The organism is Enterococcus malodoratus ATCC 43197 (assembly GCF_000407185.1).
In the GTDB taxonomy this organism is placed as follows: Bacteria; Bacillota; Bacilli; order Lactobacillales; family Enterococcaceae; genus Enterococcus_A; species Enterococcus_A malodoratus.
In genome coordinates, this window is sequence record NZ_KE136484.1 from 213,420 (window position 1) to 235,424 (window position 22,005).

General features: G+C 40.7%; 19 protein-coding genes. 15 read left to right on the forward strand and 4 right to left on the reverse strand.

The features are described from left to right. Nucleotides 1-371 precede the first annotated feature (371 nt). The 4 genes from I585_RS21810 (at nt 372) to I585_RS21825 (ending at nt 8,164) form a co-directional block, all read left to right on the forward strand. On the forward strand, nt 372-1,850 hold the full coding sequence (locus I585_RS21810) for an amino acid permease (RefSeq protein ID WP_010741192.1): 1,479 nt from the start codon (nt 372-374) through the stop codon (nt 1,848-1,850). A 77-nt stretch (nt 1,851-1,927) separates the two neighbouring features. After that, complete coding sequence (gene gad / locus I585_RS21815) at nt 1,928-3,304, forward strand: glutamate decarboxylase (RefSeq protein WP_010741191.1); 1,377 nt, start codon at nt 1,928-1,930, stop codon at nt 3,302-3,304. 76 nt (nt 3,305-3,380) lie between these two features. After that, nucleotides 3,381-4,892: a glutamate--tRNA ligase gene (gltX, locus tag I585_RS21820; RefSeq protein ID WP_010741190.1), complete on the forward strand. Its 1,512-nt coding sequence runs from the start codon at nt 3,381-3,383 to the stop codon at nt 4,890-4,892. Nucleotides 4,893-5,773: 881 nt separating this feature from the next. After that, nucleotides 5,774-8,164, forward strand: a complete 2,391-nt coding sequence (locus I585_RS21825) for an SSURE domain-containing protein (RefSeq protein WP_010741189.1) — start codon at nt 5,774-5,776, stop codon at nt 8,162-8,164. Nucleotides 8,165-8,230: 66 nt separating this feature from the next. On the opposite strand, the gene I585_RS21830 is transcribed toward I585_RS21825, so the two are convergent. After that, nucleotides 8,231-8,548: a type II toxin-antitoxin system RelE/ParE family toxin gene (locus tag I585_RS21830; RefSeq protein ID WP_010741188.1), complete on the reverse strand. Its 318-nt coding sequence runs from the start codon at nt 8,546-8,548 to the stop codon at nt 8,231-8,233. After that, nucleotides 8,549-8,800 carry an AbrB/MazE/SpoVT family DNA-binding domain-containing protein gene (locus tag I585_RS21835; RefSeq protein WP_010741187.1) on the reverse strand — a complete coding sequence of 84 codons (252 nt, stop codon included), beginning with the start codon at nt 8,798-8,800 and terminating at the stop codon, nt 8,549-8,551. It abuts the gene before it with no gap. A gap of 234 nt (nt 8,801-9,034) precedes the next feature. Between I585_RS21835 and I585_RS21840 the strand changes: the two genes are divergently transcribed. Next, on the forward strand, nt 9,035-9,868 hold the full coding sequence (locus tag I585_RS21840; protein ID WP_010741186.1) for a helix-turn-helix domain-containing protein: 834 nt from the start codon (nt 9,035-9,037) through the stop codon (nt 9,866-9,868). A 52-nt stretch (nt 9,869-9,920) separates the two neighbouring features. Then, the gene (locus I585_RS21845) at nt 9,921-10,388 is read left to right on the forward strand and encodes a VOC family protein (RefSeq protein ID WP_244266036.1); all 468 of its coding nucleotides are present in this window, start codon (nt 9,921-9,923) and stop codon (nt 10,386-10,388) included. Nucleotides 10,389-10,430: 42 nt separating this feature from the next. Here I585_RS21845 and I585_RS21850 read toward each other — a convergent pair whose 3' ends face one another. Together I585_RS21850 and I585_RS21855 are read right to left on the reverse strand one after the other, a co-directional pair. Then, nucleotides 10,431-11,162 carry an MIP/aquaporin family protein gene (locus tag I585_RS21850; protein ID WP_010741184.1) on the reverse strand — a complete coding sequence of 244 codons (732 nt, stop codon included), beginning with the start codon at nt 11,160-11,162 and terminating at the stop codon, nt 10,431-10,433. Nucleotides 11,163-11,379: 217 nt separating this feature from the next. Then, on the reverse strand, nt 11,380-12,387 hold the full coding sequence (locus tag I585_RS21855) for an alcohol dehydrogenase catalytic domain-containing protein (protein ID WP_010741183.1): 1,008 nt from the start codon (nt 12,385-12,387) through the stop codon (nt 11,380-11,382). 340 nt (nt 12,388-12,727) lie between these two features. Here I585_RS21855 and I585_RS21860 point away from each other — a divergent pair, with 340 nt between their 5' ends. The 9 genes from I585_RS21860 (at nt 12,728) to I585_RS21900 (ending at nt 22,002) form a co-directional block, all read left to right on the forward strand. Beyond that, nucleotides 12,728-13,354, forward strand: coding sequence for a DUF1054 domain-containing protein (locus I585_RS21860; protein WP_010741182.1), 627 nt, complete (start codon nt 12,728-12,730; stop codon nt 13,352-13,354). Between the two features lie 343 nt (nt 13,355-13,697). Then, nucleotides 13,698-15,167: a BglG family transcription antiterminator gene (locus I585_RS21865; protein WP_010741181.1), complete on the forward strand. Its 1,470-nt coding sequence runs from the start codon at nt 13,698-13,700 to the stop codon at nt 15,165-15,167. A 1-nt stretch (nt 15,168) separates the two neighbouring features. Further along, nucleotides 15,169-15,663, forward strand: a complete 495-nt coding sequence (locus tag I585_RS21870; protein WP_010741180.1) for a PTS sugar transporter subunit IIA — start codon at nt 15,169-15,171, stop codon at nt 15,661-15,663. Between the two features lie 22 nt (nt 15,664-15,685). After that, the gene (locus I585_RS21875; RefSeq protein WP_010741179.1) at nt 15,686-16,000 is read left to right on the forward strand and encodes a PTS fructose transporter subunit IIB; all 315 of its coding nucleotides are present in this window, start codon (nt 15,686-15,688) and stop codon (nt 15,998-16,000) included. A 31-nt stretch (nt 16,001-16,031) separates the two neighbouring features. Then, nucleotides 16,032-17,117, forward strand: coding sequence for a PTS fructose transporter subunit IIC (locus I585_RS21880; protein WP_010741178.1), 1,086 nt, complete (start codon nt 16,032-16,034; stop codon nt 17,115-17,117). Between the two features lie 17 nt (nt 17,118-17,134). After that, nucleotides 17,135-17,986 carry a class II fructose-bisphosphate aldolase gene (locus I585_RS21885; RefSeq protein ID WP_010741177.1) on the forward strand — a complete coding sequence of 284 codons (852 nt, stop codon included), beginning with the start codon at nt 17,135-17,137 and terminating at the stop codon, nt 17,984-17,986. 24 nt (nt 17,987-18,010) lie between these two features. Further along, the gene (locus tag I585_RS21890) at nt 18,011-18,910 is read left to right on the forward strand and encodes a ketose-bisphosphate aldolase (RefSeq protein WP_010741176.1); all 900 of its coding nucleotides are present in this window, start codon (nt 18,011-18,013) and stop codon (nt 18,908-18,910) included. A gap of 47 nt (nt 18,911-18,957) precedes the next feature. Further along, nucleotides 18,958-19,821: an ROK family protein gene (locus I585_RS21895; protein WP_010741175.1), complete on the forward strand. Its 864-nt coding sequence runs from the start codon at nt 18,958-18,960 to the stop codon at nt 19,819-19,821. A gap of 150 nt (nt 19,822-19,971) precedes the next feature. Continuing rightward, on the forward strand, nt 19,972-22,002 hold the full coding sequence (locus I585_RS21900) for a BglG family transcription antiterminator (RefSeq protein WP_010741174.1): 2,031 nt from the start codon (nt 19,972-19,974) through the stop codon (nt 22,000-22,002). Nucleotides 22,003-22,005 lie beyond the last annotated feature (3 nt).

A 22,005-nucleotide genomic window follows, 5' to 3' on the forward strand; every position in this document is an offset into this window, starting at 1 on the left:
TATGTGAAAGTTGATTTAAAGATGTCTGCGAGAATTCTCTTTTGTTAGCACCTTTTTGTGAAGCACTATCATTTGAAGCAAAATTTAAGGCAAATATTCCAAAATTTTGCGAGCTTTTTTCACACAATTTAGACTTGCGCCCATTTTTCTTAAAAAAGCGTTTTTATCTTTTGACGAAAATAAAGAGCAAGTGGTGATTATTAAAGGGTTTCTTCCATAATGATGGCAGAAATCCGTTTAACAAACTTTCTAATAGAAGGTCAAAATAAGGCTCAACCACCGTTTGACTTTGTTTTTTTTAGGTCTAATATGATGGCTGTAGTTCGGAAGTGCGCACTTCGATTGCAAAGAAATTAAAGGATGTGTCACAAATGAATAAAGAAGAGAATAATGCTTCTTTGGACGAACGTAACCAGCTTACTGGTGTTCAACTATTCTCAATGACCACTTCAATGGTTATGACTGTATACGGATTTGCAGCCTTCGCTAAACAAGGTCCAACAGCTTTGTTCTTCCTATTTTTAGCAGGTATCTTATGGTTCATTCCGGTAACACGTTCCGCTGGTGAAATGGCTTCAGTCGATGGTTGGAGCAAAGGCGGTATCTTTACTTGGGGTCGCCATATGTTAGGCGAACGTCTTGGTTGGTCCGCTCTATTTTATCAATGGATCCATATCACAGTTGGTATGTGTACCATGATGTATTTCATCATCGGTTGTTTATCGATTACGTTTAATGTTCCTGTTATCAATACGAACCCATTGTTCAAATTCATCATTATGATGGTTATCTTGTGGGGCTTGATTTTCGCACAACAACGCGGAACAAAAATCACAGGTAAAATCGCTCAATGGAGTTTCACGATCGGTGTTATTATTCCAGTTTTTCTACTATTGTTCTTAACAGTTGTCTACTTGGTTAAAGGCAATCCAATGTTGATTCACATCACCCCACATACGATTTTACCAAAAAATTGGAGTGGTAGTGTATTAGTAGGATTCGTACCATTTATCTTAGCCTTTGCGGGTGCTGAAGGATCAGCTACTCACGTAAAAGACTTAAAGAAACCATCTGTTTATCCTAAAGTTATGTTAGCTTTAGCAATTTGTGCGATTGCTTCTGATATTATCGGAACAATTTCAATCGGCGCAACAATTCCAAATGCAAAAATTCAATTGAGTACTGGTATTGTTTATGCTTATGGCGCTTTAGTTCAACAATTCCCATGGATCAACGTTGTCTTTATTGAACGTTTGATTGGTTTGTTACTTGCTATCGGTATTATTGGTGAAATCAGCAGCTGGGTCGTTGGACCAAATGCTGGGATGTATGAAGCAGCTAAAGAAGGCTACTTACCAGAACGTTTTGCCAAAACAAATGCTTATGGTGTTGAAACAAACGTCATGGTTTTACAAGGTGTGATTGTTTCAATCATGGCTGCACTATTAACTTTCGGTGCTGGCGGAGATAAATCAAACCTTTCATTCCAAACAGCAATGAGCTTGACCGTTGCATTATATACCTTAATGTATATGCTGATGTTCGTTACTTATTTAGTTTTAGTTTTCAAACGCGACGATTTGAACCGTACGTTCCGTGCAGCAAAATCTAAAGTAATGCGCGTCATCATGGGTGTTCTAGGTTTAGTATTATCAGCTTTCGGGTTTATCGTAACATTCTTCCCACCAGCTGCTTACGATATGCATCAAAAACACACATATATGACATTGTTATTGACCGCGTTTATTATCGTCTTCTTCATTCCATTGATCATGTATCAGTTCCATAAAAGATGGACTGTTCATCCTCATGATGAATCAGGCAGCGATTTGCATCATCCAGTTCACTAGAATTGACAGAACGAGAACCACAATCGTTTTTCAATGAAAAATGATTTTTATATAATATAAATGAGGAGATTTTTATAATGAGTACAGATTATTTAGAAAGTTCATTTTTAGGAAGTAAAGAAGCTGCTCGCAGCATGCCTAAACAAGTATTACCTGAACAAGGTATGAACCCAGACACCGCCGAGACGCTCGTCAATCATATTCGCTTGAATGAAGCTAAGGCAGATCAAAACTTAGCAACATTCTGTACCACTCAAATGGAACCACAAGCAGACCGCTTGATGATGGGATCACTTGAAACGAATGCGATTGACAAATCAGAATATCCAAAAACCGCAGCAATGGAAAACTATTCAATTAGTATGATTGCACATATGTGGAATATTGGTGAAGGCAAAGAATTATATAAAGACTTCATCGGAACTTCAACAGTTGGTTCTTCAGAAGGTTGTATGCTAGGCGGATTGGCTTTATTACACAGCTGGAAACATCGTGCTAAAAAAGCTGGATTTGATATCGACAACTTGCATGAACATAAACCTAACTTAGTTATCATGTCAGCATTCCAAGTTGTATGGGAAAAATTCTGTACGTACTGGAATGTCGAGATGCGGGAAATTCCAATGGATGAAAACCATATGTCATTAAACACTGACATAGTTATGGACTACGTGGATGAAAATACAATTGGGGTTGTGGGTATCCAAGGGATTACTTACACTGGCCAAGTAGATGATATTCAAAAATTAGACGAATTAGTTTCTGAATACAACAAAACAGCTAAATTACCAATTAAAATCCATGTTGACGCAGCCTTTGGCGGTTTCTTTGCACCATTCGTTGACGGTTTCAAACCATGGGATTTCCGTTTGAAAAATGTAGCATCAATCAATGTATCAGGACATAAATACGGGATGGTTTATCCTGGGATTGGCTGGATTGTTTGGCGCGAAAATACGGAAGATTATTTACCAGCAGAAATGCGTTTCTCAGTTCCTTACCTTGGCAGCAGCGTAGATTCTATCGCTATTAACTTCTCACATAGTGGTGCACATATTGTTGCTCAATATTACAACTTGATTCGTTTTGGCCGTGAAGGATTCACAGCTATCATGAACAATGTAAGAGAAGTTTCAACACGCATCAATACTGAAATTAAAGCGCTAGGTATTTTTGATATCTTAAATGATGGTTCAAAATTGCCAATCAACTGTTGGAAAATTGCGGATAACGTTGAATTGACTTGGAATCTTTATGATTTAGAAGACAAGTTGAAAGAATACGGCTGGCAAGTGCCTGCTTATCCACTTCCTAAAGATCTTGACGATGTAATTATCAGTCGGATCGTTGTTCGTCCAGCTATGACTATGGCTATCTGTGATGACTTTATTGATGATTTACATCGTGCAATTGACGATTTAAATCGTAATCATTTGATTCATCACGCATCTTAATTTATAATAGCATCTGTTATTAAAGCCCTGATAAAGTAATTTATTTATTAGGGCTTTTAAACTGGAGGGAATCAAATTGAAAAAAGATAAAGTAGAAGTTACCGGCGACGTACGAGTTCGATACGCCCCAAGTCCAACAGGTTTTTTACATTTAGGGAATGCGCAATCTGCGTTATTCAACTATTTGTTTGCCAAACACTATAACGGCACTTGGGTCTTGCGAATTGAAGACACTGACTTGAAGCGAAATGTTCCACATGGCGAAGAAAGTCAGATGGAGAATCTTCATTGGTTAGGTATCGACTGGGATGAAGGTCCGGATAAACCGAAAGTTGAATTTGCCCCTTACCACCAGAAGGATCGTGTGAATCTATATCACAAATATGTACAACAATTGTTAGACGACGGCTTTGCTTATTTAGATTATGCAACCGAAGAAGAATTAAAAGAATTACATGACCAACAAATCGAAGCCAAAATAGCGCCTCATTATGATGGACGCTGGTATGGTGCAACCGAAGAACAAATTAAACAAGCCGAAGCTGAAGGACGCAAACCGACTGTTCGTCTTCATTTACCAGAAGATCACATTTATGGTTGGGATGATATGATCAAAGGCCGTGTTGAATTCAATTCAGACAATATCGGCGGAGACTTCATTATTGAAAAAAGCAATGGGATGGCAACTTATAACTTTGCGGTAGTTATCGATGACTATTTAATGAAGATGACACACGTTTTACGCGGGGATGATCATATTGCGAATACACCTAAACAAATCGCCGTATACGAAGCACTAGGTATCCCACAACCGCTATTTGGACATATCACGCTGATTTACAGCTTGGATACCCACAAAAAGTTGAGTAAACGGGACAAAAATACGTTGCAATTCATCAGCCAATACCGTAAATATGGATATTTGAATGAAGCATTGATGAACTTTATCGCCTTCTTAGGCTGGTCACCAGTTGGAGAAAAAGAATTGTTCACTCGTGAAGAATTGATTGAAGCGTATGATATCAATCGGATGTCAGCTTCACCAGCTTATTTTGATCAAAAGAAACTAGACTGGACCAACGCTGAATATATCAAAAAGACTTCAGTGGATGAATTAACAAAACGGATCATGTTGTTAGTTGACGCTGCAGAAACCGATGTTGCAGAACAACTAAAAGCAATCGGTATCGAAAATGAATTGGACTTCATCAAAAAAGTAGTTACTATCTACCATACTGAAGCTAAAACATTGATGACATTTATGGAAAAAGTTTTGTTTATAAAAAATGCGAATCAAGTAGCATTCACTTATGCAGACTTGGCAGAATTCGACAGCGCGGACATCAAACAAATTTTGACTGCAATGTCGGCTGAATTGAAAGACGCGGCAGAACCAGTGGATTACCCAGCGATTTTATCAGCCGTTCAAAAAGAAACAGGACAAAAAGGACGCAAGCTGTATATGCCATTGAACGTCGTCTTCACAGACAGCAAATCAGCACCGCAAATCACTGATATCCTATCAGTAATGCCAAAAGCAACGGTGCAACATTTGATCGACAATGCCTTGGAACACCTAAATAAATAAAAGAAATTGACACTGCAGCCTTCATTCAAGGCTGCAGTTTTTTTGTTAGTTCTGCTTTTCGCAGTTCGCTTTGTTTGAGATAGACAAAATGTTTTAGAGGTATTTATTTTTCAGGCTGTTTAGCAGAATGATATGTCGATGAAGATAAGTATAAATTTTTGAAAAAATTTATTTCCTTTTTACTTTGAATCGACTGCGAGTTCCACTCCGCGCTTTAGCGCGATTAGTGGAATCGTATACGTAGTGAAAATCAAACTCATTTTTCTGGTTTTTAGAAAAATGAATACATAAATAGGAACTAGTTGTCAGTTTTTCTTCCTGCTTTTCGCAGTTCGCTTTGTTTGAGATAGATAAAATTTTTTAGGGAAATTCATTGTGCAGACTGTTTAGCAGATCCTCCCCAACACACCAAAATAATTCTCCCGTACCAAGAATATCCCTCTTATTCTTCATTTTTATTTCTTAACTAACTCTTAAGTGGATACTAAATAGTGCTTAACTTTGGTGAAAACGTTTTATATAAAAAAGACTACCCAGTTCTCCTTTAGGCATTTTTTTCTTTTTTTTTGATTAAAAGGCTGATTATTTTATTTTCTTAAGTAAAACGAGGGTTGCTAATTGGCGTTTTTGCTTTCTAATAAATGAAAGATTTAAGAATTTGAAGGGCAAGCAAACGGATTGCTTATGAAAAGTAAAAGTCGTATCTTTTAGCCAGCAAAGGGAAGTAAGAAAAAGGAGCGAATCGTTATGAAGAATACAAAGATGAAGCGTATTTTAGTTGCGGGTATTTTGTCTATCGATAAAAGTCCACCTATCCGAATGTGTCGCTGTCAGTAAAAATTCGGTTGGATAAAAAAGTCTATTAAAATGGAGTGATCAGCATGAGTAAAAAGAAACAACAAGCAATCAAAAATTATAAGAAACAAAAGAGAAAGGTCTCTGCGCCGATAGTAGCATTAGGAGTAAGCAGTCTGTTCGCTTTAGGTGCGCAAGCAGTTAATGTCAGTGCTCAAACTCCAACAACAAATGCTGCGGCAGTTACAAGCACGATGAATCAACAACCAGCAGCTGCGAATGCTAATGCAGCTACTCCAGTTAGTGCACAACAAAATTTGACCAGCAATATCAAAGATACAATCACAGTTCCGCAAAGCTACTTGGACAACGCTAAATCACCTGGTCCATTTACCGCAGGTGTGAACCAAGTCATTCCGTTTGAAGCGTTTGGCGGCGACGGCATGTTGACACGTTTACTATTGAATTCTTCGGATGGCGCTCCTTGGTCAGATAATGGCGCCAACAAGAATGCTGCCTTGTTGCCTGTAGATGGCTTGCAAAATGGTCAATATTTCTATGAAGTTGATCTTAGCGGAGCCGCAGCAGGAAAACAAGATGCGGCCTTATTGAGCGACTTGCAAAGCGGACAAGCAACATCATACACCGCGACAGTCAAAGTCTATGCCGCTAAAGATGGCAAAGCCGATACATCACAAGCAGTTGCACAAAAGAATGTGACGATCAACTTTGCTTCTGATATTCAAAAAGCTGTTTCAGCCAATATCAAAGACAGCATTACAGTACCCGCAAATTACTTGAAAAATGCAGTATCACCTGGCCCATTCACAGCCGGTGTGAACCAAGTCATTCCGTTTGAAGCTTTCGGTGGCGACGGCATGTTGACACGTTTGCTGTTGAATTCTTCTGATGGTGCACCATGGTCAGATAACGGCAGCAAGAAGAACGCGGCATTATTACCAGTTGAAGGCTTAAAAAATGGTCAATATTTCTATGAAGTAGACCTAAGCGGAACCGCAGCAGGGAAACAAGATGCCGCATTATTGAGTGATCTGCAAAGCGGAAAAGCAGCAGATTACACTGCGACAGTTAAAGTTTATGCCGCTAAGGATGGCAAAGCCGATACTTCTAAAACAGTTGCTGAAAAGAACGTTAAAATCAACTTAGCATCTAATGTTCAAAAGAATGTGACGGATAATATCAAAGACAGCATCACCGTTCCGCAAAACTATTTGATCAACGCAGTTTCACCTGGCCCATTCACAGCCGGTGTGAACCAAGTAATTCCGTTTGAAGCCTTTGGCGGTGACGGCATGTTGACTCGTTTACTATTGAAATCATCTGATGGTGCGCCATGGTCAGATAACGGCAGCAAGAAGAACGCTGCGCTATTACCAGTTGAAGGGTTGCAAAATGGTCAATACTTCTATGAAGTGGATCTTGACGGCAACGCAGCAGGGAAACAAGATGCCGCATTATTAGATGGTTTGAAAGCTTCTACAGCAACGAAGTACAATGCGACAGTCAAAGTCTATGCTGCTAAAGATGGTCAAGCAGATAAATCACAAGTTGTTGGACAAAAAGCCGTTTCAATCAATTTGGCTTCAACCGTTCAAAAAAATGTAACGGATAATATCAAAGACAGTATTACTGTTCCAGCTAGTTACTTGAAAAACGCCGTATCACCTGGCCCATTCACAGCAGGTGTAAACCAAAAGATTCCGTTTGAAGCCTTTGGTGGCGACGGTATGTTAACTCGTTTACTATTGAAATCATCTGATGGTGCACCATGGTCAGACAATGGCAGCAAGAAAAATGCCGCTTTATTACCAATTGAAGGCTTACAAACAGGTCAATACTTCTATGAAGTGGATCTAGCTGGAAGTGCCTCAGGTAAAAGTGATGCTGCTCTATTGAAGGAATTACAAGAAGGCAAAGCAGATTCATACAAAGCTACAGTGAAAGTCTACGTGGCAAAAGATGGTCAAGCTGACGCTGCACAAGTTGTGGGACAAAAGAACGTCACGATCAACTTGAAACATGAAGCTGCAAAACCTGTTGCGGATAAAGGCGTCGTTTTATACCGTGCTTACAATCCAAACTCAGGTGAACATTTGTATACCGCAAGTAAAATAGAATTTGCTAAAGCGGTGAAAGCCGGTTGGCATGATGAAGGACAAGCATGGAAAGCTGCAACTTCTGGAACACCTGTTTATCGTTTGTATAATCCAAACTCAGGTGAACATTTCTACACAATGGATACAAAGGAATACAATAAAGTAGCAGCCGCTGGTTGGCATAAAGAAGGGTTCGCCTTCTATTCAAATGCTGATAAAGGCACACCAATCTATCGGGCATTCAATCCAAATGCCAAAGGTGCTGGTTCTCACTTCTTTACACCAACAGCCTCTGAATGGAACCACCTTGGTAAAGTCGGTTGGCACAAAGAAGGCATTGCCTTCTACGGTGTGAAGTAATCACGCTTTGTTGCTAAATCATTCTAAATAGAAAATGCCGCAGATTTTTCTGCGGCATTTTTTTATTTAGAAGAGGAGCTTCATCTGTTTTTGCTTGAAGATATTTCCGATTAGGACAGTCCGTTCTTTTTGATCGATGCGATAAAAGATCGCAAAGCTTTTTCCAATCAGGATACGATAAGTGGGCGTATCAAAACCATATACACGAGCAACATCTTCGTACATTTCAGGAAATTGTTTTAACTGATTCAATGAAGCATAGATAGCATGGACGAATTGATGAATTTTTTTATCGGAAAGAAATAGCTCGTTTTTCCATTCTGAAATATTTTCTTGAAGACTATTTTTAAAAGACTCGGAGTAAATGAGGGCATATTTTTCCATCTACTTTTTCCAACCGTATTTGCCAAAAAGCTCTTCCATTTCTGTTTCCGAGACGGTTCTTTTCGTTTCAAAATCAGCGAAGCTTTCTTCGATCAGCTGACGATCCTGCTCTTTTGCAGAATCTTGCGCGTCCAAAATAAAAAGATTTCCTTCTCGCCGCACGTTCAATACGTCGCCTTCGTGCAAGCCCCATTCTTTGGGGAAGATCCCTCCGATTGAATTTCCAATTTTTCGAACTTTGATGTGTTTCATGTTCAGTACCTCCTATATAAAAGCTGTTTATTTATATCGACTGGTTCATTAATAAAGTACGAGATCGCTAAAAATTGAGTTCAAATAAATGTATGAAACTTTAAAAAAAGTATAACATGTTATAACCATTGGTATCCATCTAATGATAAAAAAGATAGACAAATGAAAATTAAGCTTGCTATGATGAAGCTAATAAATTAGACAGAAGAGCGAACTGTCAGAAGAGGTGAGGCGATGATTCAGCAGCAGGCTCTTGCTTTTTATCAAAACCGGGAGCGAGCTATTTATCAAGATGAGGCCTGTTTATATGCTAAACCGCATCCAGCACTGCGGCCGTATATTTCGAACTACACGTTGACATTTCCTACGAGAGAAATGATCTCTGAGGCGTATACGGTAATTCCTCATGGGTGCGCGACGTTGGTTTTTGGATTTAAGGATCAAACACTTACTAGTCAATTGATGGGGCCGGCCACAAAAGCGGCGAGGGTTGGTGATCAGGCCGGAAGTTTTGATCAAATAGTTATTGTGGAGTTTCAGCCCGCCGGTTTGTATGCTTTTTTGGGCTTTAGTCAAAATGAATTGACGGATCAGCATTTCTCATTTGATTTGCTGCACGCTAAGCTGAATCAAGGGATGCTTGATTTATTGGAGACAGTGGGGAGTGTTCAAGCGTTAATTTCGGGGATTGATCAACTCTTTCTGCAAGCAAAGTCAAACTCATACCCATCAGAACTAGCTATCGTCACCAAATCAATCGTTGATCAGGCGGGGAATCGCTCGTTGAAGCAGCTATCGCAGGATGTCTTTTATAGTGAGCGGCACTTGACTCGTTTGTTTAACAGCTATCTGGGAATGAGCCCCAAAACTTTTTCCCGTTTGGTGCGGGTCAATCAAACGATCCGTTTGTTGAATGCTCCTAATAGTGAAATTACGAAAGCCTATGAGGCAACCGGGTATTATGATTTTTCCCATTTTAATCGTGATTTCAAACAAATTACCGGAAATACGCCTCAAGAATATCGCCGAAAGATGTCCGATTTTTACAGTGAAATCGCCAAATTCTAAAGGTATAGTTGGAAAAAGAGAAAGGCGAGTCACGGAAGGGCTCTGATAGGTGATGGCGATGAATTTTGGCGGAGTATTAATCGCAGTAAAGGATATGACCAAAGCGAGACAGTTCTATGAAGAGGTAATGGAGCAAAAGGTGATGATGGATTTAGACAATATCCACGTGGCTTTTGAAAGCGGCTTTTCGCTGCAGGCGGATTATGTAGGATTGTTGGATGTTCCTTTGGAGATCAAGCAGCAATCAAATAATTTTCAACTTTATTTTGAGGTCGAGGATTTAGACAAGTGGGAAGAGAAGCTTTCGAACGTAGAAGGAATTGAATTTCTGCACCACAGCAAAGAGTATCCATGGGGACAGCGGGTCATGCGTTTTTATGATCGGGACAAATGTATCGTGGAGGTCTCGGAAAGCATGGACAGCGTCGCTAAACGTTACTTGAAACAAGGCTTCTCAGTCGAGGAAACTGCGGAAAAGACGATGTTTCCAGTAGCGTTTGTACAGCAATTGGTGGAATAGACAAGAAAAAAACTGTCGCATAAGCTGCGGCAGTTTTTTTGTTTAGATGAATAAGGCTTTATATAAAGCGATCGCAACGATTGAAGCTAAGATGGGAGCAAGTACTGGAACCCAAGAGTAACTCCATTGTGAATCGCCTTTATTTTTCAATGGCAACAAGGCATGCATGATACGAGGACCTAAATCACGAGCAGGGTTTAAACCTGGTCCAGTTGGTCCGCCAAACGAAGCAACCAATGTCCAGACTAAGAAACCTAATGCTAAATGAGCAGTTCCTAAATTGTCTTGGAAGAAAGGTGCTTTGGTGATCCCCAGTGCTCCAAAGAATAAAATGAATGAACCAAAGAATTCATTCACGAATCCGTTGAACTTAGAACCAACACTATTGATCGTTGAAAATGTTCCTAAGACATGCAATTTGTCTTCTGTTTGGTCGTAATAAGGTTTGTAGCTGGCTACAACGACTAATTGGCCGACCATCGCGCCCAGAAATTGAACAACGATGTAAGGAAGAACTTCTGCCCAAGGGAACATGCCGCTAACTGCTAAACCGATTGTGAACGCCGGGTTGATGTGATTACCGCTGATACCGCCGAAAATCATTGCAGGAATCATAACCCCGCAGCCGTAACCCACTGCAATCAACATCCAGTCACTTCCGTAACCTTTTGTACCTCTTAAATCAACATTGGCAACTGCACCGTTTCCTAACATTACTAACAAAGCAGTCCCCAAGAACTCAGCCGCTAACCGAGTAGTCAGTGAATAATCCATAAAAACCTCCTATAAAATAATTGAAATGAAAATGTAAATGAAAATTTCATTTTATATATTAATAGCATTCTTTGTAATTAGCAAATGTTAACCTCAGAAAAACGGTAAATTTCTATGAGAAATGACAACATTGGTTATTGAATTGGAAGAAACAAGGATTTTCAGCTAAAAATCAGCTTTCAATAAAAAAAATCTCGTCCATTTGAACGAGATTTTGTCAGTTTATTAGAACTAGGTGCCGGAAGTTCGGATTGTTTTCAATCAACTTATGGGCGCCATAAAAATTTTTGTCAGAGAAACCATTAAGCTGGGCGGTCAAAATCGATTTTAATTGATTTTTTTCCCACAAATAGACTAAAAGCTCCATGACTCTTCGTGAATAATTGATGCCTTCTTCTGTTGCGAAGGATTCTTCTAAAAACTCTTCACAATAAAAATGCAGATAGTCGGGATCAAAATTTTTGCTTTTCTTTTTGATAAAATGCAATAGTAGAACCTTGGCAGTATCTTTGAATTCTGCCAAATGGTCAAAGCTTTTTTCTTTTTCGGTATCCAAGTTGATCACATAATCAACCGGTGTCATTTCCGCATTCGTTAATTCTCGCGAGAGATGGTTGGATTGTGAAAATACGACGTCAGCGCCCATATTTTTGATCCAGATCTCTGAATTGTTCTTATTGATCGTCGCTGCGACCTTTAATCCGGCCCATTTAGCTAGTTGGATAATGGTGGCTCCCAGTCCGTCAGAAGTATTCAGGATCAATAAATTCCCTTGATTCTTCTTCGGTTGCGGAATCAATTGCAGCTGCTTGAACAGTACTTCAAAGGCCAAGAAAAAGCTGTAGGAAAAAGCGGCGGCTTCATCGGTAGGAAAAGCATCAGGTAATTTTACGACGGAGCGGACATCGGCGATTTGAAAATTGCTGTAGCTGCCGTATTTTCCGACTTTATTCACATAGAGTACGCGATCACCGACATTCAGCCGTGAATTGCTGCTCCCTAAACGAGTGATGATTCCCACGCCGCCAAAGCCTAAAATGTAAGGTTTTTTAGCACCTTTGATCGTTTGGCGAATCTGTGTGTCTAAGGTACTGATTGAGATCGCAGAAATTTTTATCATGACATCATTTTCCCGTAATTTTGGGAGCATGATTTTGTATTGTTCAAATTTTTTGTCTTCTTTTAAACGGAATTTTTTCTCGAACCCAATCGCGTCTGAAATCATTCGTCTTACCTCCTCAGAAATAAATTTCTGAATCTACAATATAAAATGGCTACTTATAATATACTTGATTTAACAAAGAGAGGGAAATAATTTCTTCAAAATACCTAAAGAACGAGTCATTTTTATGAAATTTGCGGATAGTTGTTTGTCAAAACGCTAATCTATGCACGAAAAATCTATGGTATAGCGGAAAATTTGAATGAAGCTTGTGAGCTGGCGGTAAGATGGGTAAAATTACTTTATCGAGGAAAAGGCATTCGCTAACAGTAACCAGTGTAAAAAGGGTACTATTTTTGGGCAAAAAAGCATAAATCAATAGATAGGCATTAGGAGGAATACTATGTTCACTGAAAAGAGTTTTGAGGTTTTTGAAGTTGCTGGATTGGATGAACGAATGGCGGTAATCCGCCAAGAGATCCAGCCAACTTTTCAACAGTTAGATGAAGTTTTTCAACAAGTGCTGGAACCGTTGTTGGACGAGGAATTATTTATCCACATCGCACAACATCGTCGCCGCACCACGTATCCGCCAGAAAATACTTGGTCCGCGTTAAGTCGGCAAAAGCGCGGATATAAAATGGAGCCGCATTTTCAGCTGGGAATTTGGCGGGAGTACGTCTTTATGTGGTTATCCTGCATCGATCAGCCAAAAAATGAGCAGGCGATCGCGCAAATACTATTGGATAACCCAAAAGCGTTTGAAACATTATCCCCAGATTTTGTCTTGTCCGGTGATCACACCAAACCAAAGGTTGAAGAGTTATCACCAGAAAACACAGAAAGACTGTTGAAAAGGTTCCGCGATGTGAAAAAGGGTGAGTTCCAAATTGGGCGAATCATTAAAAAAGAGGACCCATTGTGGAAAACACCGGAGGCAGCACAAGCATTTATGGTAGAAACGTATCAAAAATTGGTACCAATCTATCAATTGGCGAACGAAGCAAGTTTTGCACAGGTGGAAAACTAAAAATAGAGGTTTCAGCTTCTCGTATCAGTAAAATCAGTCATCTTTTTAGGAAGAATACGAATTGGTTTTTGAGTTAGCAAGTTGATCAGGCATGTTGGACAGCGATTTTTTCGCTGTTTTTTTTATCCATTGATGCAGAATTGAAATAGTTGAGGGAATTGGTCAGTCTGAAGCATTTTTTTAGACGATTAATAATTTTGAGAAACTTTGAAAGGGGGTTATTTTGAATGGTAGTTTAAAACAGTTATTGAAAGCGTTTTATATAAATGTCCATTTCAATGGACACAAGAAAAAATGTACGTCGATCAAAAAAGGCTATATTAGGGACAAGGAGGTTGACAAAATGCAGCTAAGCAAACGTGAAACACATTTGATCGAATTGTTTATCAAACATGGGATGACACTTACCGCTCAAGAGTTAGCTGAATTTGCCAATGTTTCCACGAAAACAATTTACCGAACGATCAAAAAAATCAATGAGGCTTCGGATGTCGGAGAATTGATTTCTGCGGAGGTCGGGAAAGGTTTTCGTTTAGATTATGACAACTATTTAAAAGAAAGTGTGCGCAAACGAGGAGGAGATACGGTTCAAGGTCCGTTAGAAAGAAGAAATACGATCCTGTTGACGTTGTTATTCAAATCACCGAAAAAGGTACTGGTTCAAGAATTATTCGCTGACTATTTTGTCAGCAGTACAGTGATCAATAATGATTTGGTACGGATGACGGAATTTTTACTGGATTACCAACTGGCCTTGATTCGCAAGGGACATAGAATCTCGATTGAAGGCACGGAAAAGCATATTCGAAAAGCGGTCAATCATTTGATCAGTGCGAACCGGGTCTGGGAAGAGGACTTTTCCACACAACAAGAAAAAATCAGTTCCTATGATATTAATTTTATCACGTCGTTATTGGAGTATATCGAAAGAAAGCTGCAAAACGGGATCGCATATCCCTATAACAGCAATATCTTTTCCCATATTTACATCTTGATCAAGCGGGTGCGGGAAGGGGAAATCCACGCGGATACTTGTGCGGAGCTGCTAGACCCCGATGAAGAGGAATTGATCAGGCAGTATGATCAGCTCTATCAGCTTTCACGAATGGTGATCATCAAGCTGGATCACTATCTGAATATTGCCTTACCTGAAAGTGAGACTTTCTACTTATTTCAGTATTTGATTTCTTCTCGAATGGAAAAGGAGCCGATCAAACTGAATCGCAAGTCGCAGGAAGCGTTGGATATTACCGACTTTTTTGCGGCAGAAATGAGCCGCTTAATGGGGATGAAGGTTGATCATCAGCCCAATCGCCAAGATTTATACGAACATATCGATCCTTTATTGTATCGTTTGAAAAATGAGATTATCGTCAAAAATGATTTGCTGGGGGATATTAAGCTGGAATATCCGGAAATTTTTCAGCAGGTCCAACAGGTCAGTCAGATGGCCGAAAAACAATACCAGTTAAACGAAATAACAGAAGATGAAATTGGGTTTTTAACACTGTATTTTGTGAAATACAAGGAAATGATCCACTCGAAAAAGCGTGTGTTGATCATGTGCAGCAGCGGGGTAGGAACATCCGAGCTGTTGAAAGTAAAGGTCCGCAAAGCTTTTCCGGAATTGGAGATCGTGGATGTTCTATCGGCACGAAAATTTTCGAAGGCACCGGAGAAATATCAAAACATTGATCTGATTTTGACTACCGTCAATTTGACGATTGAAATGATGATCCCGACGATTTTAGTCAATTCCGTATTTACCAAACAAGACGAAAAAAGAGTGAAAGAGATGTTAGGAGAGATGTGAGATGACAGCAGAGCAAATGATGGATGATTTCAGTATCGCGGATGTGATTACGGAAGAATTGATCCAGTTAGAAATGAAAGCGGGCACAAAGGAAGAAGCGATCTATGAATTGACGCGCTTGCTGATGGCCAATGGCGATATCGAAGATGAAGATGTTTTCGCGGCGGATGTTTTCGAACGAGAGGCAGAAGGGATGACCGGTATCGGCAATGGGATCGCGATCCCCCATGGCAAATCTGACAGCGTAATCAAAACCTCGCTAGTTGTTGGAAAAGTCACTACGCCGATCGAATGGGAATCGTTAGACGAAGAGCCGGTAAAAGTGATTATCTTATTCGCAGTAAAAAATACCGACGCCAATACGATGCATATCAAACTATTACAGAAGGTTGCGATGCTTTTGGCGGACGAAGATTTTATTGAGAATATGGTCAATGCGCAAACCAAAGCGGAAATGATGGAATTGTTATCAAGAGATCCAATGGAAGAAGACTAAAAAGAAAATGGAGGAATAGAAGATGAAAATTGTTGGAATCGCGGCATGTACATCAGGGATCGCCCACACGTATATCGCCAAACAGAAGCTAGAAAAGGCCGCCAAAGCATTAGGCCACACGGCTCGAATCGAAACACAAGGCACGATCGGAACGGAAGATGAATTAACACCGGAAGAAATCAAAGCAGCAGATGTCGTGATCATTGCGGCAGATATCAAGATCAGCGGCAAAGATCGTTTTGACGGGAAAAAAGTAGTAGAAATCCCAACCAGTATGGTAATCAAAGCACCAAAAGGCCTGATCAATAAGATCGAAGAAGAAATTGTGAAGGCGTAAATAAAATTACTAATATAAGGAGATGAATGAAATGTTTAAGCAGCTTCAATTGAAAAAACATGCCCTGACGGCAATCTCGTACATGTTACCGGTTGTGGTTACGGCAGGGTTGTTGATCGCGATCGGGAATCTGACTGGTGGCGGGGTCATTGAGAATTATAAGGCCGCGTATTCAGTGCCAGACGCGTTGGTCTCATTGGGTGTCTTGGGAATGGGCTTGTTGGCACCGGTTATAGCCGGTGCGATCGCTTACTCAATCGCAGACCGTCCCGGTATTGGACCTGGTTTGTTTATGGGTCTGATCGCGAATGCTATCGGCGCCGGGTTCTTAGGCGGGATGTTAGGCGGTTATTTGGTTGGTTTCTTCGTATTGTTCTTAGTGAAAAACTTAAAGGTTCCAAAATGGGCTCAAGGGTTGATGCCAATGATGATCGTACCGCTCTTATCTACTCTGATCATTGGATTATTGATGTTCTTTGTCATTGGTTTACCAATCGTTTGGGCAACAGAAGCGTTGACGGAATTCTTAGAAGGCCTGCAAGGTTCTGGGAACTTCTTGTTCGGCTCGATCGTCGGCGGGATGGCTGCCTTCGACTTTGGCGGTCCGGTCAATAAAGTCGCGTCGCTCTTTGCGGATGGCTTATTGCTGGAAGGCGTGCAGGGACCAGAAGCAGTGAAAGTATTGGCTTCGATGGTACCGCCATTTGGTGTAACGATTTCTTGGGTATTATCAAAAATTTTCCGCAAACCAAAATATTCAAAAGAGGAACAAGACAATATCAAGCTCGCTTTTCCAATGGGACTTTGTATGATCACAGAAGGTGTTATTCCGATTGCGGCAGTTGATCCATTACGCGTAATCCTTTCTTGTACAGTAGGCGCGGCAATCGGCGGCGGGTTGAGTATGTCATGGGGCGTTGGTTCGCCTGTTCCATTTGGCGGCGTGTTCATCATTCCGGCAATGACAGATCCATTGAAGTTCACGTTAGCCTTGCTGATTGGTTCTGCGATTACCGGGATTCTATTGTTCGCCTTGAAGAAGGCACCGGTTGAAAATGAGATCAAAGATGATGAAGAAGAGGAAGAAGTTGATTTTTCTTCTATCAAGATTTCTTAAAAAAGGAGACTTATTGAATGTATGTTTCGATGAAAGAAATGCTGCAAAAAGCCAATCGTGAGAACTATGCTGTGATGGCAATCAATTGTTTCAATTTGGAAACGGCCAAGGCAGTCATTGAAGCCGCGGAAGAAATGCGATCGCCGATCATTGTTGATTTGCTGCAGGATCATTTGAAGGAGCACTTGGATATTCGCTATTTGACCCAGCCAATTATTCGAATGGCGAACAATGCCAAAGTCGAGGTGGCGATCAACTTGGATCATGGACAAGACGCCGCGTTTGTTAAGCAGTGTCTGCATGAAGGGTTTTCCAGTGTCATGATGGATGCTTCGATGTACCCGCTGGAGGAAAATATCCGCATCACCAAAGCGATGGTGGAGCTGGCGCAAATTTATAATGCCAGTGTGGAGGCCGAGGTTGGCGACATGGGTGCTGTGGCAGGCGATCATTTTACGAATGATGAGATGTACACGGACCCAGATGACGCGATTCGATTTATCCAAGAAACTGGCGTGGACTGTTTGGCATTGTCTTATGGCTCCAGCCATGGGGATTATCCAGAGGGGTATGTGCCGGATTTCCGTTTCGATATCGTGGAGAAAATTAAAGCCGCGACGAATTTGCCATTAGTGCTACACGGTGGATCAGGGGCAGGGGAGAAAAATATTTTCCGCTCGATCGAATTAGGAATCAACAAAATCAATGTCGGTTCAGATTTTATGAAGGCGCAAAAGACCGAAATTGAAAAGCAATTAAGCGAAAATCCAGAAGTGGATTATCCGACGCTGATCCATCAAACGATGGCGGCGGGAAAAGAAGTAGTCAAACGGTACATCGAACTTTCGGGTTCTAAAAATAAATCATAATGATGAGAATGGAGACAAAGTCAAATGTTAATTAATATGAAGCAAATGTTGGAAATCGCCAAGGAAAACAAATTCGCCGTAGGAGCGTTCAATGTCGCAGACAGTAATTTCTTACGAGTAGTGATAGAAGCAGCTGAAGAAAATGATGCGCCGGCAATCATTGCGGTTCATCCAACCGAGTTAGACTTTACAAAAGATGAATTTTTCCAATATGCAGTCTCTCGCGCAAAAAATAGTTCTGTACCATTTGTTATTCACATGGACCATGGGGATAGCTTGGCAAGTATCATGCGCGCTGTCCACTGCGGCTTCAGCTCGGTCATGATCGATGGTTCGCTCCTTCCGTTTGAAGAAAATATCGCGATTACGAAAGAAGTCGTGGATGTTTGTCATAAAATCGGCGTTTCAGTCGAGGGTGAGTTAGGAACGATCGGTAATACGGGAACGTCTGTTGAAGGCGGTGTGTCAGAGGTTATCTACACGAGACCAGAGGATGCGGACGAATTCATTGAAAAAACTGGGATCGATACTTTAGCAGTAGCAATCGGTACGGCCCACGGAATTTATCCAAAAGATGTGAAGCCAGAATTGAAGATGGATGTACTGGAAGAAATTAAGAGCAAGGTCGAGATTCCGTTGGTATTACACGGCGGATCAGCCAATCCAGATGAAGAAATCGCGAAGGCCGTTCAAATCGGGATTCAAAAGGTCAATATTTCTTCTGATTACAAATATGCCTTCTATAAAAAATGCCGTGAAATTCTTGCGACAACGGAATTGTGGGACCCAAATGCGATCTATCCAGAATGTATCGATGCAGCGAAAGCTGTCGTAAAACAAAAAATGGAACTGTTCAACTCGATCGGTCAAGCAGCCGTTTATCGTAAAGAAAACGTCCAACCTTGGAGACAAGAACAAAATTAATCGGAGCAGCCAAGGGAGATTCCCTTGGCTGTTTTTAGGAGGAAATCATGCTATATGGCGGGATTGAAGCTGGCGGAACAAAATTTGTTTGTGCCGTAGCCGACGAAAAGTTACAAATAAAAGAAAAAATCAGTATCGCGACAACCGATCCGCAAACGACCTTCAAGCAGGTCTTTGCTTTCTTTGATCGATACCCAATCGAGGCGCTGGGGATCGGGTCTTTTGGACCAATCGGGATTCAACCAGATCAAGAAAATTACGGACATATTTTAGCGACTCCTAAAGAAGGCTGGGCAGGTGTGGATTTCTTAGGACAAATGAAACAACGATATAAGGTTCCAACAGCTTGGACAACGGATGTAAATGCGGCGGCGTTTGGCGAGATCAAACGTGGAGCGGCGAAAGGAAGACATAGTTGTATCTATCTGACGATTGGTACGGGGATCGGCGGCGGTGTCGTGATCAACGATGAGGTTTTTGAAGGAATCAGTCATCCTGAGATAGGGCATCTATATATCAAACGGGCAGCGGAAGATACCTACCAAGGAACCTGTCCTTACCATAAAGATTGTTTGGAAGGATTAGCCGCGGGGCCTTCACTAGAAGCACGAACGGGGATCAAGGGTGAGGAGCTGCCGTTAGATCATCCAATCTGGGACTTGCAGGCGAATTATCTGGCGCAGGCTCTAATGTCTTATACCTTGATTTTGGCACCAGAAATAATCATTTTAGGTGGTGGTGTAATGAATCAAGATCACCTGCTTAAAAAGATTCAGCAGCAATTCAGCGAATTGATGGCCGGTTATATGGAAACACCGAAAGCCGAGGACTATATTGTTCGCTGGGGGTTGCCGAATGAGAGTGGCTTGATCGGTGCACTGCTGTTAGCACAAAGAGAACGAGAATATTAAAGCAACCGCAGTCTTTCTTAATGAAGGACTGCGGTTGCTTTTTTTGTACTGTGACAAAGGCTATTTGCGGCTGTGACAAAATTAGGTTTGAAAACCAAACCAGCTCGTTTATGATTCTCGTTATAATGAACATGTCAGGAGGGAAAGAAAATGAATGAACGGATCCGAAATATTCTGACCATATTAACAAAAAGGCCTGAAATAAAAATGGCCGAACTGACAGCAGAGCTTGGGTTAACTAGAAGGCAAATTAATTACGCCATCAACCAATTTAATTCTGAATTGATCACTCAGAAAATCCCAAGTATCGAACGTAACCATGCCGGCGATTTTAATGTCCCTTTAGAAGTATTACAAATGCTGGCAACACAACAAAAGCAAACGATGATCCCTTCAGATGATGAAAGAGCGGCGCTGCTCTCAATGTTTCTAATTACGAATATTGAGTACGTCAGTGTCGATCATCTTAGCGAGTTTCTCGGAGTGGGGAAGACCACGGTAGCTGAGGACTTAAAAAGAGCCGACCAGCTGATTCTTAAGTACTATTTATCGCTGAAATATGATCGAGTAAAAGGCTACCAAATCGAAGGATCAGAACACAAGGTTTTACAGCTTCTAGCAGATTTGGTAAAGCGTTACCCAGTCTTTAAGCGGGAGGAAATGCTTGGACAGCTAAGTATTCAGGTATCAAAAGAAGAAGTTATTCATCTGATTCACAACATGGAGCAAATGCTGCACCTGAGCTATTCAGATGAATCCCTGGAGTACTTAAAAACTACGTTGCCGCTACTTTTAGCTCGAGGTATTGCCGAAAGTAAGCTAGGAGCAGCCGATTTTTTTGAGGGTGAGGTAAGAGACACGCCGGAATACCGGTTTTTGAATGTTTTAATCAAAGAGACTGAGTGGCAGCTCTCCAGCAGCTATCTTGAATGGATGACGTTGCTTTTCTTGATATCTAATATTTTTGAAAAGAAAACGACTCAAGAATTTGATTCGGATCGCCGCTTGAAAGAATTGATCCATGAGATGGTGACCAACTTTGAACAGCAGACATTCATAACGATCGAAGATAGAGAAAACTTTGAACGTCGAATTTTAAATCATCTGCGCCCCGCTTGTTTCCGGATCAAGTATAACTTGAGTTTAGGGGTTTATTCTTTAGACAGCTTGATCCAAGACAGCAATCACGCGATCTTGAGCGATTTAATGAAGGAGCTCATTGTTCCAACAGAAAATTGGTTGAGAAGAGCTTTTCCTAATGATGAGTTAGATCTTCTTTCTTACTACTTTGGTTTTCAGTTGAGTAATCAGCATCTTATCAAAAAACAAAAGCCAAGGGCAGTTGTTGTTTGTACAAACGGCGTGATGGTTTCAAAAGTGATTCGGGAAAGTTTAGAAAAACTTTTTACCGAGCTGCAATTTCTGTCATCGTTCTCTGTCCGTGATTTTTATCAATTTGAAGTGGATTACGATCTGGTTTTTACGACTATTCCATTGGAAACGGATTTGCCCCAATTTATTATTGATCCAATCATGACCTATAAGGAGCAAATCAGTTTACGCTATCGGGTTTTGAATGAACTTGGAATCAATGAAGTCGATCAATCCGTTGATCGATTGCTTGGGATCATTCAGAAATATTCTGATGTCTCCAGCTCTAAAGAATTAAAAGAGGAACTGCAATACTTTTTACTGCAAGAAAAACAAGATTCTCCCTTAGAAAATACCAAGGTCTTGCCTGCGTTGACCTATTACTTGAAACCAAATTACATCACGGTGATTGAGGAAGAGATCCTTTGGGAAGATGCGGTGGCCTTAGCGTGTAAGCCGCTGATGGATAATCAAATTATCACGGAAGATTTTTTATCCGATTGCCTTCAGCAAATAAGGCAGCCCAACTATGCCGGCTATTTTGGTGAGAAGACATGCATCCCTCACACAACTGTTGAACATGGGATTCAAAGAGAAGGGATCAGTTTATTAATCAGTAAAAAGCCGATAGCGTTTCCTAATCGAAAAGGGATTCAGATTATTTTTCCCTTATCGTTTCTTGATTTAACGAAACATTTGAAAGCGATTAACCAAATCGCGGATATTAGTACCAATCAGGAATTTTTAAAAGAATTATTTTCTAAAAATGAAACAAAATCAATTTATCAATTCATTCGACATTTTACATGAGAA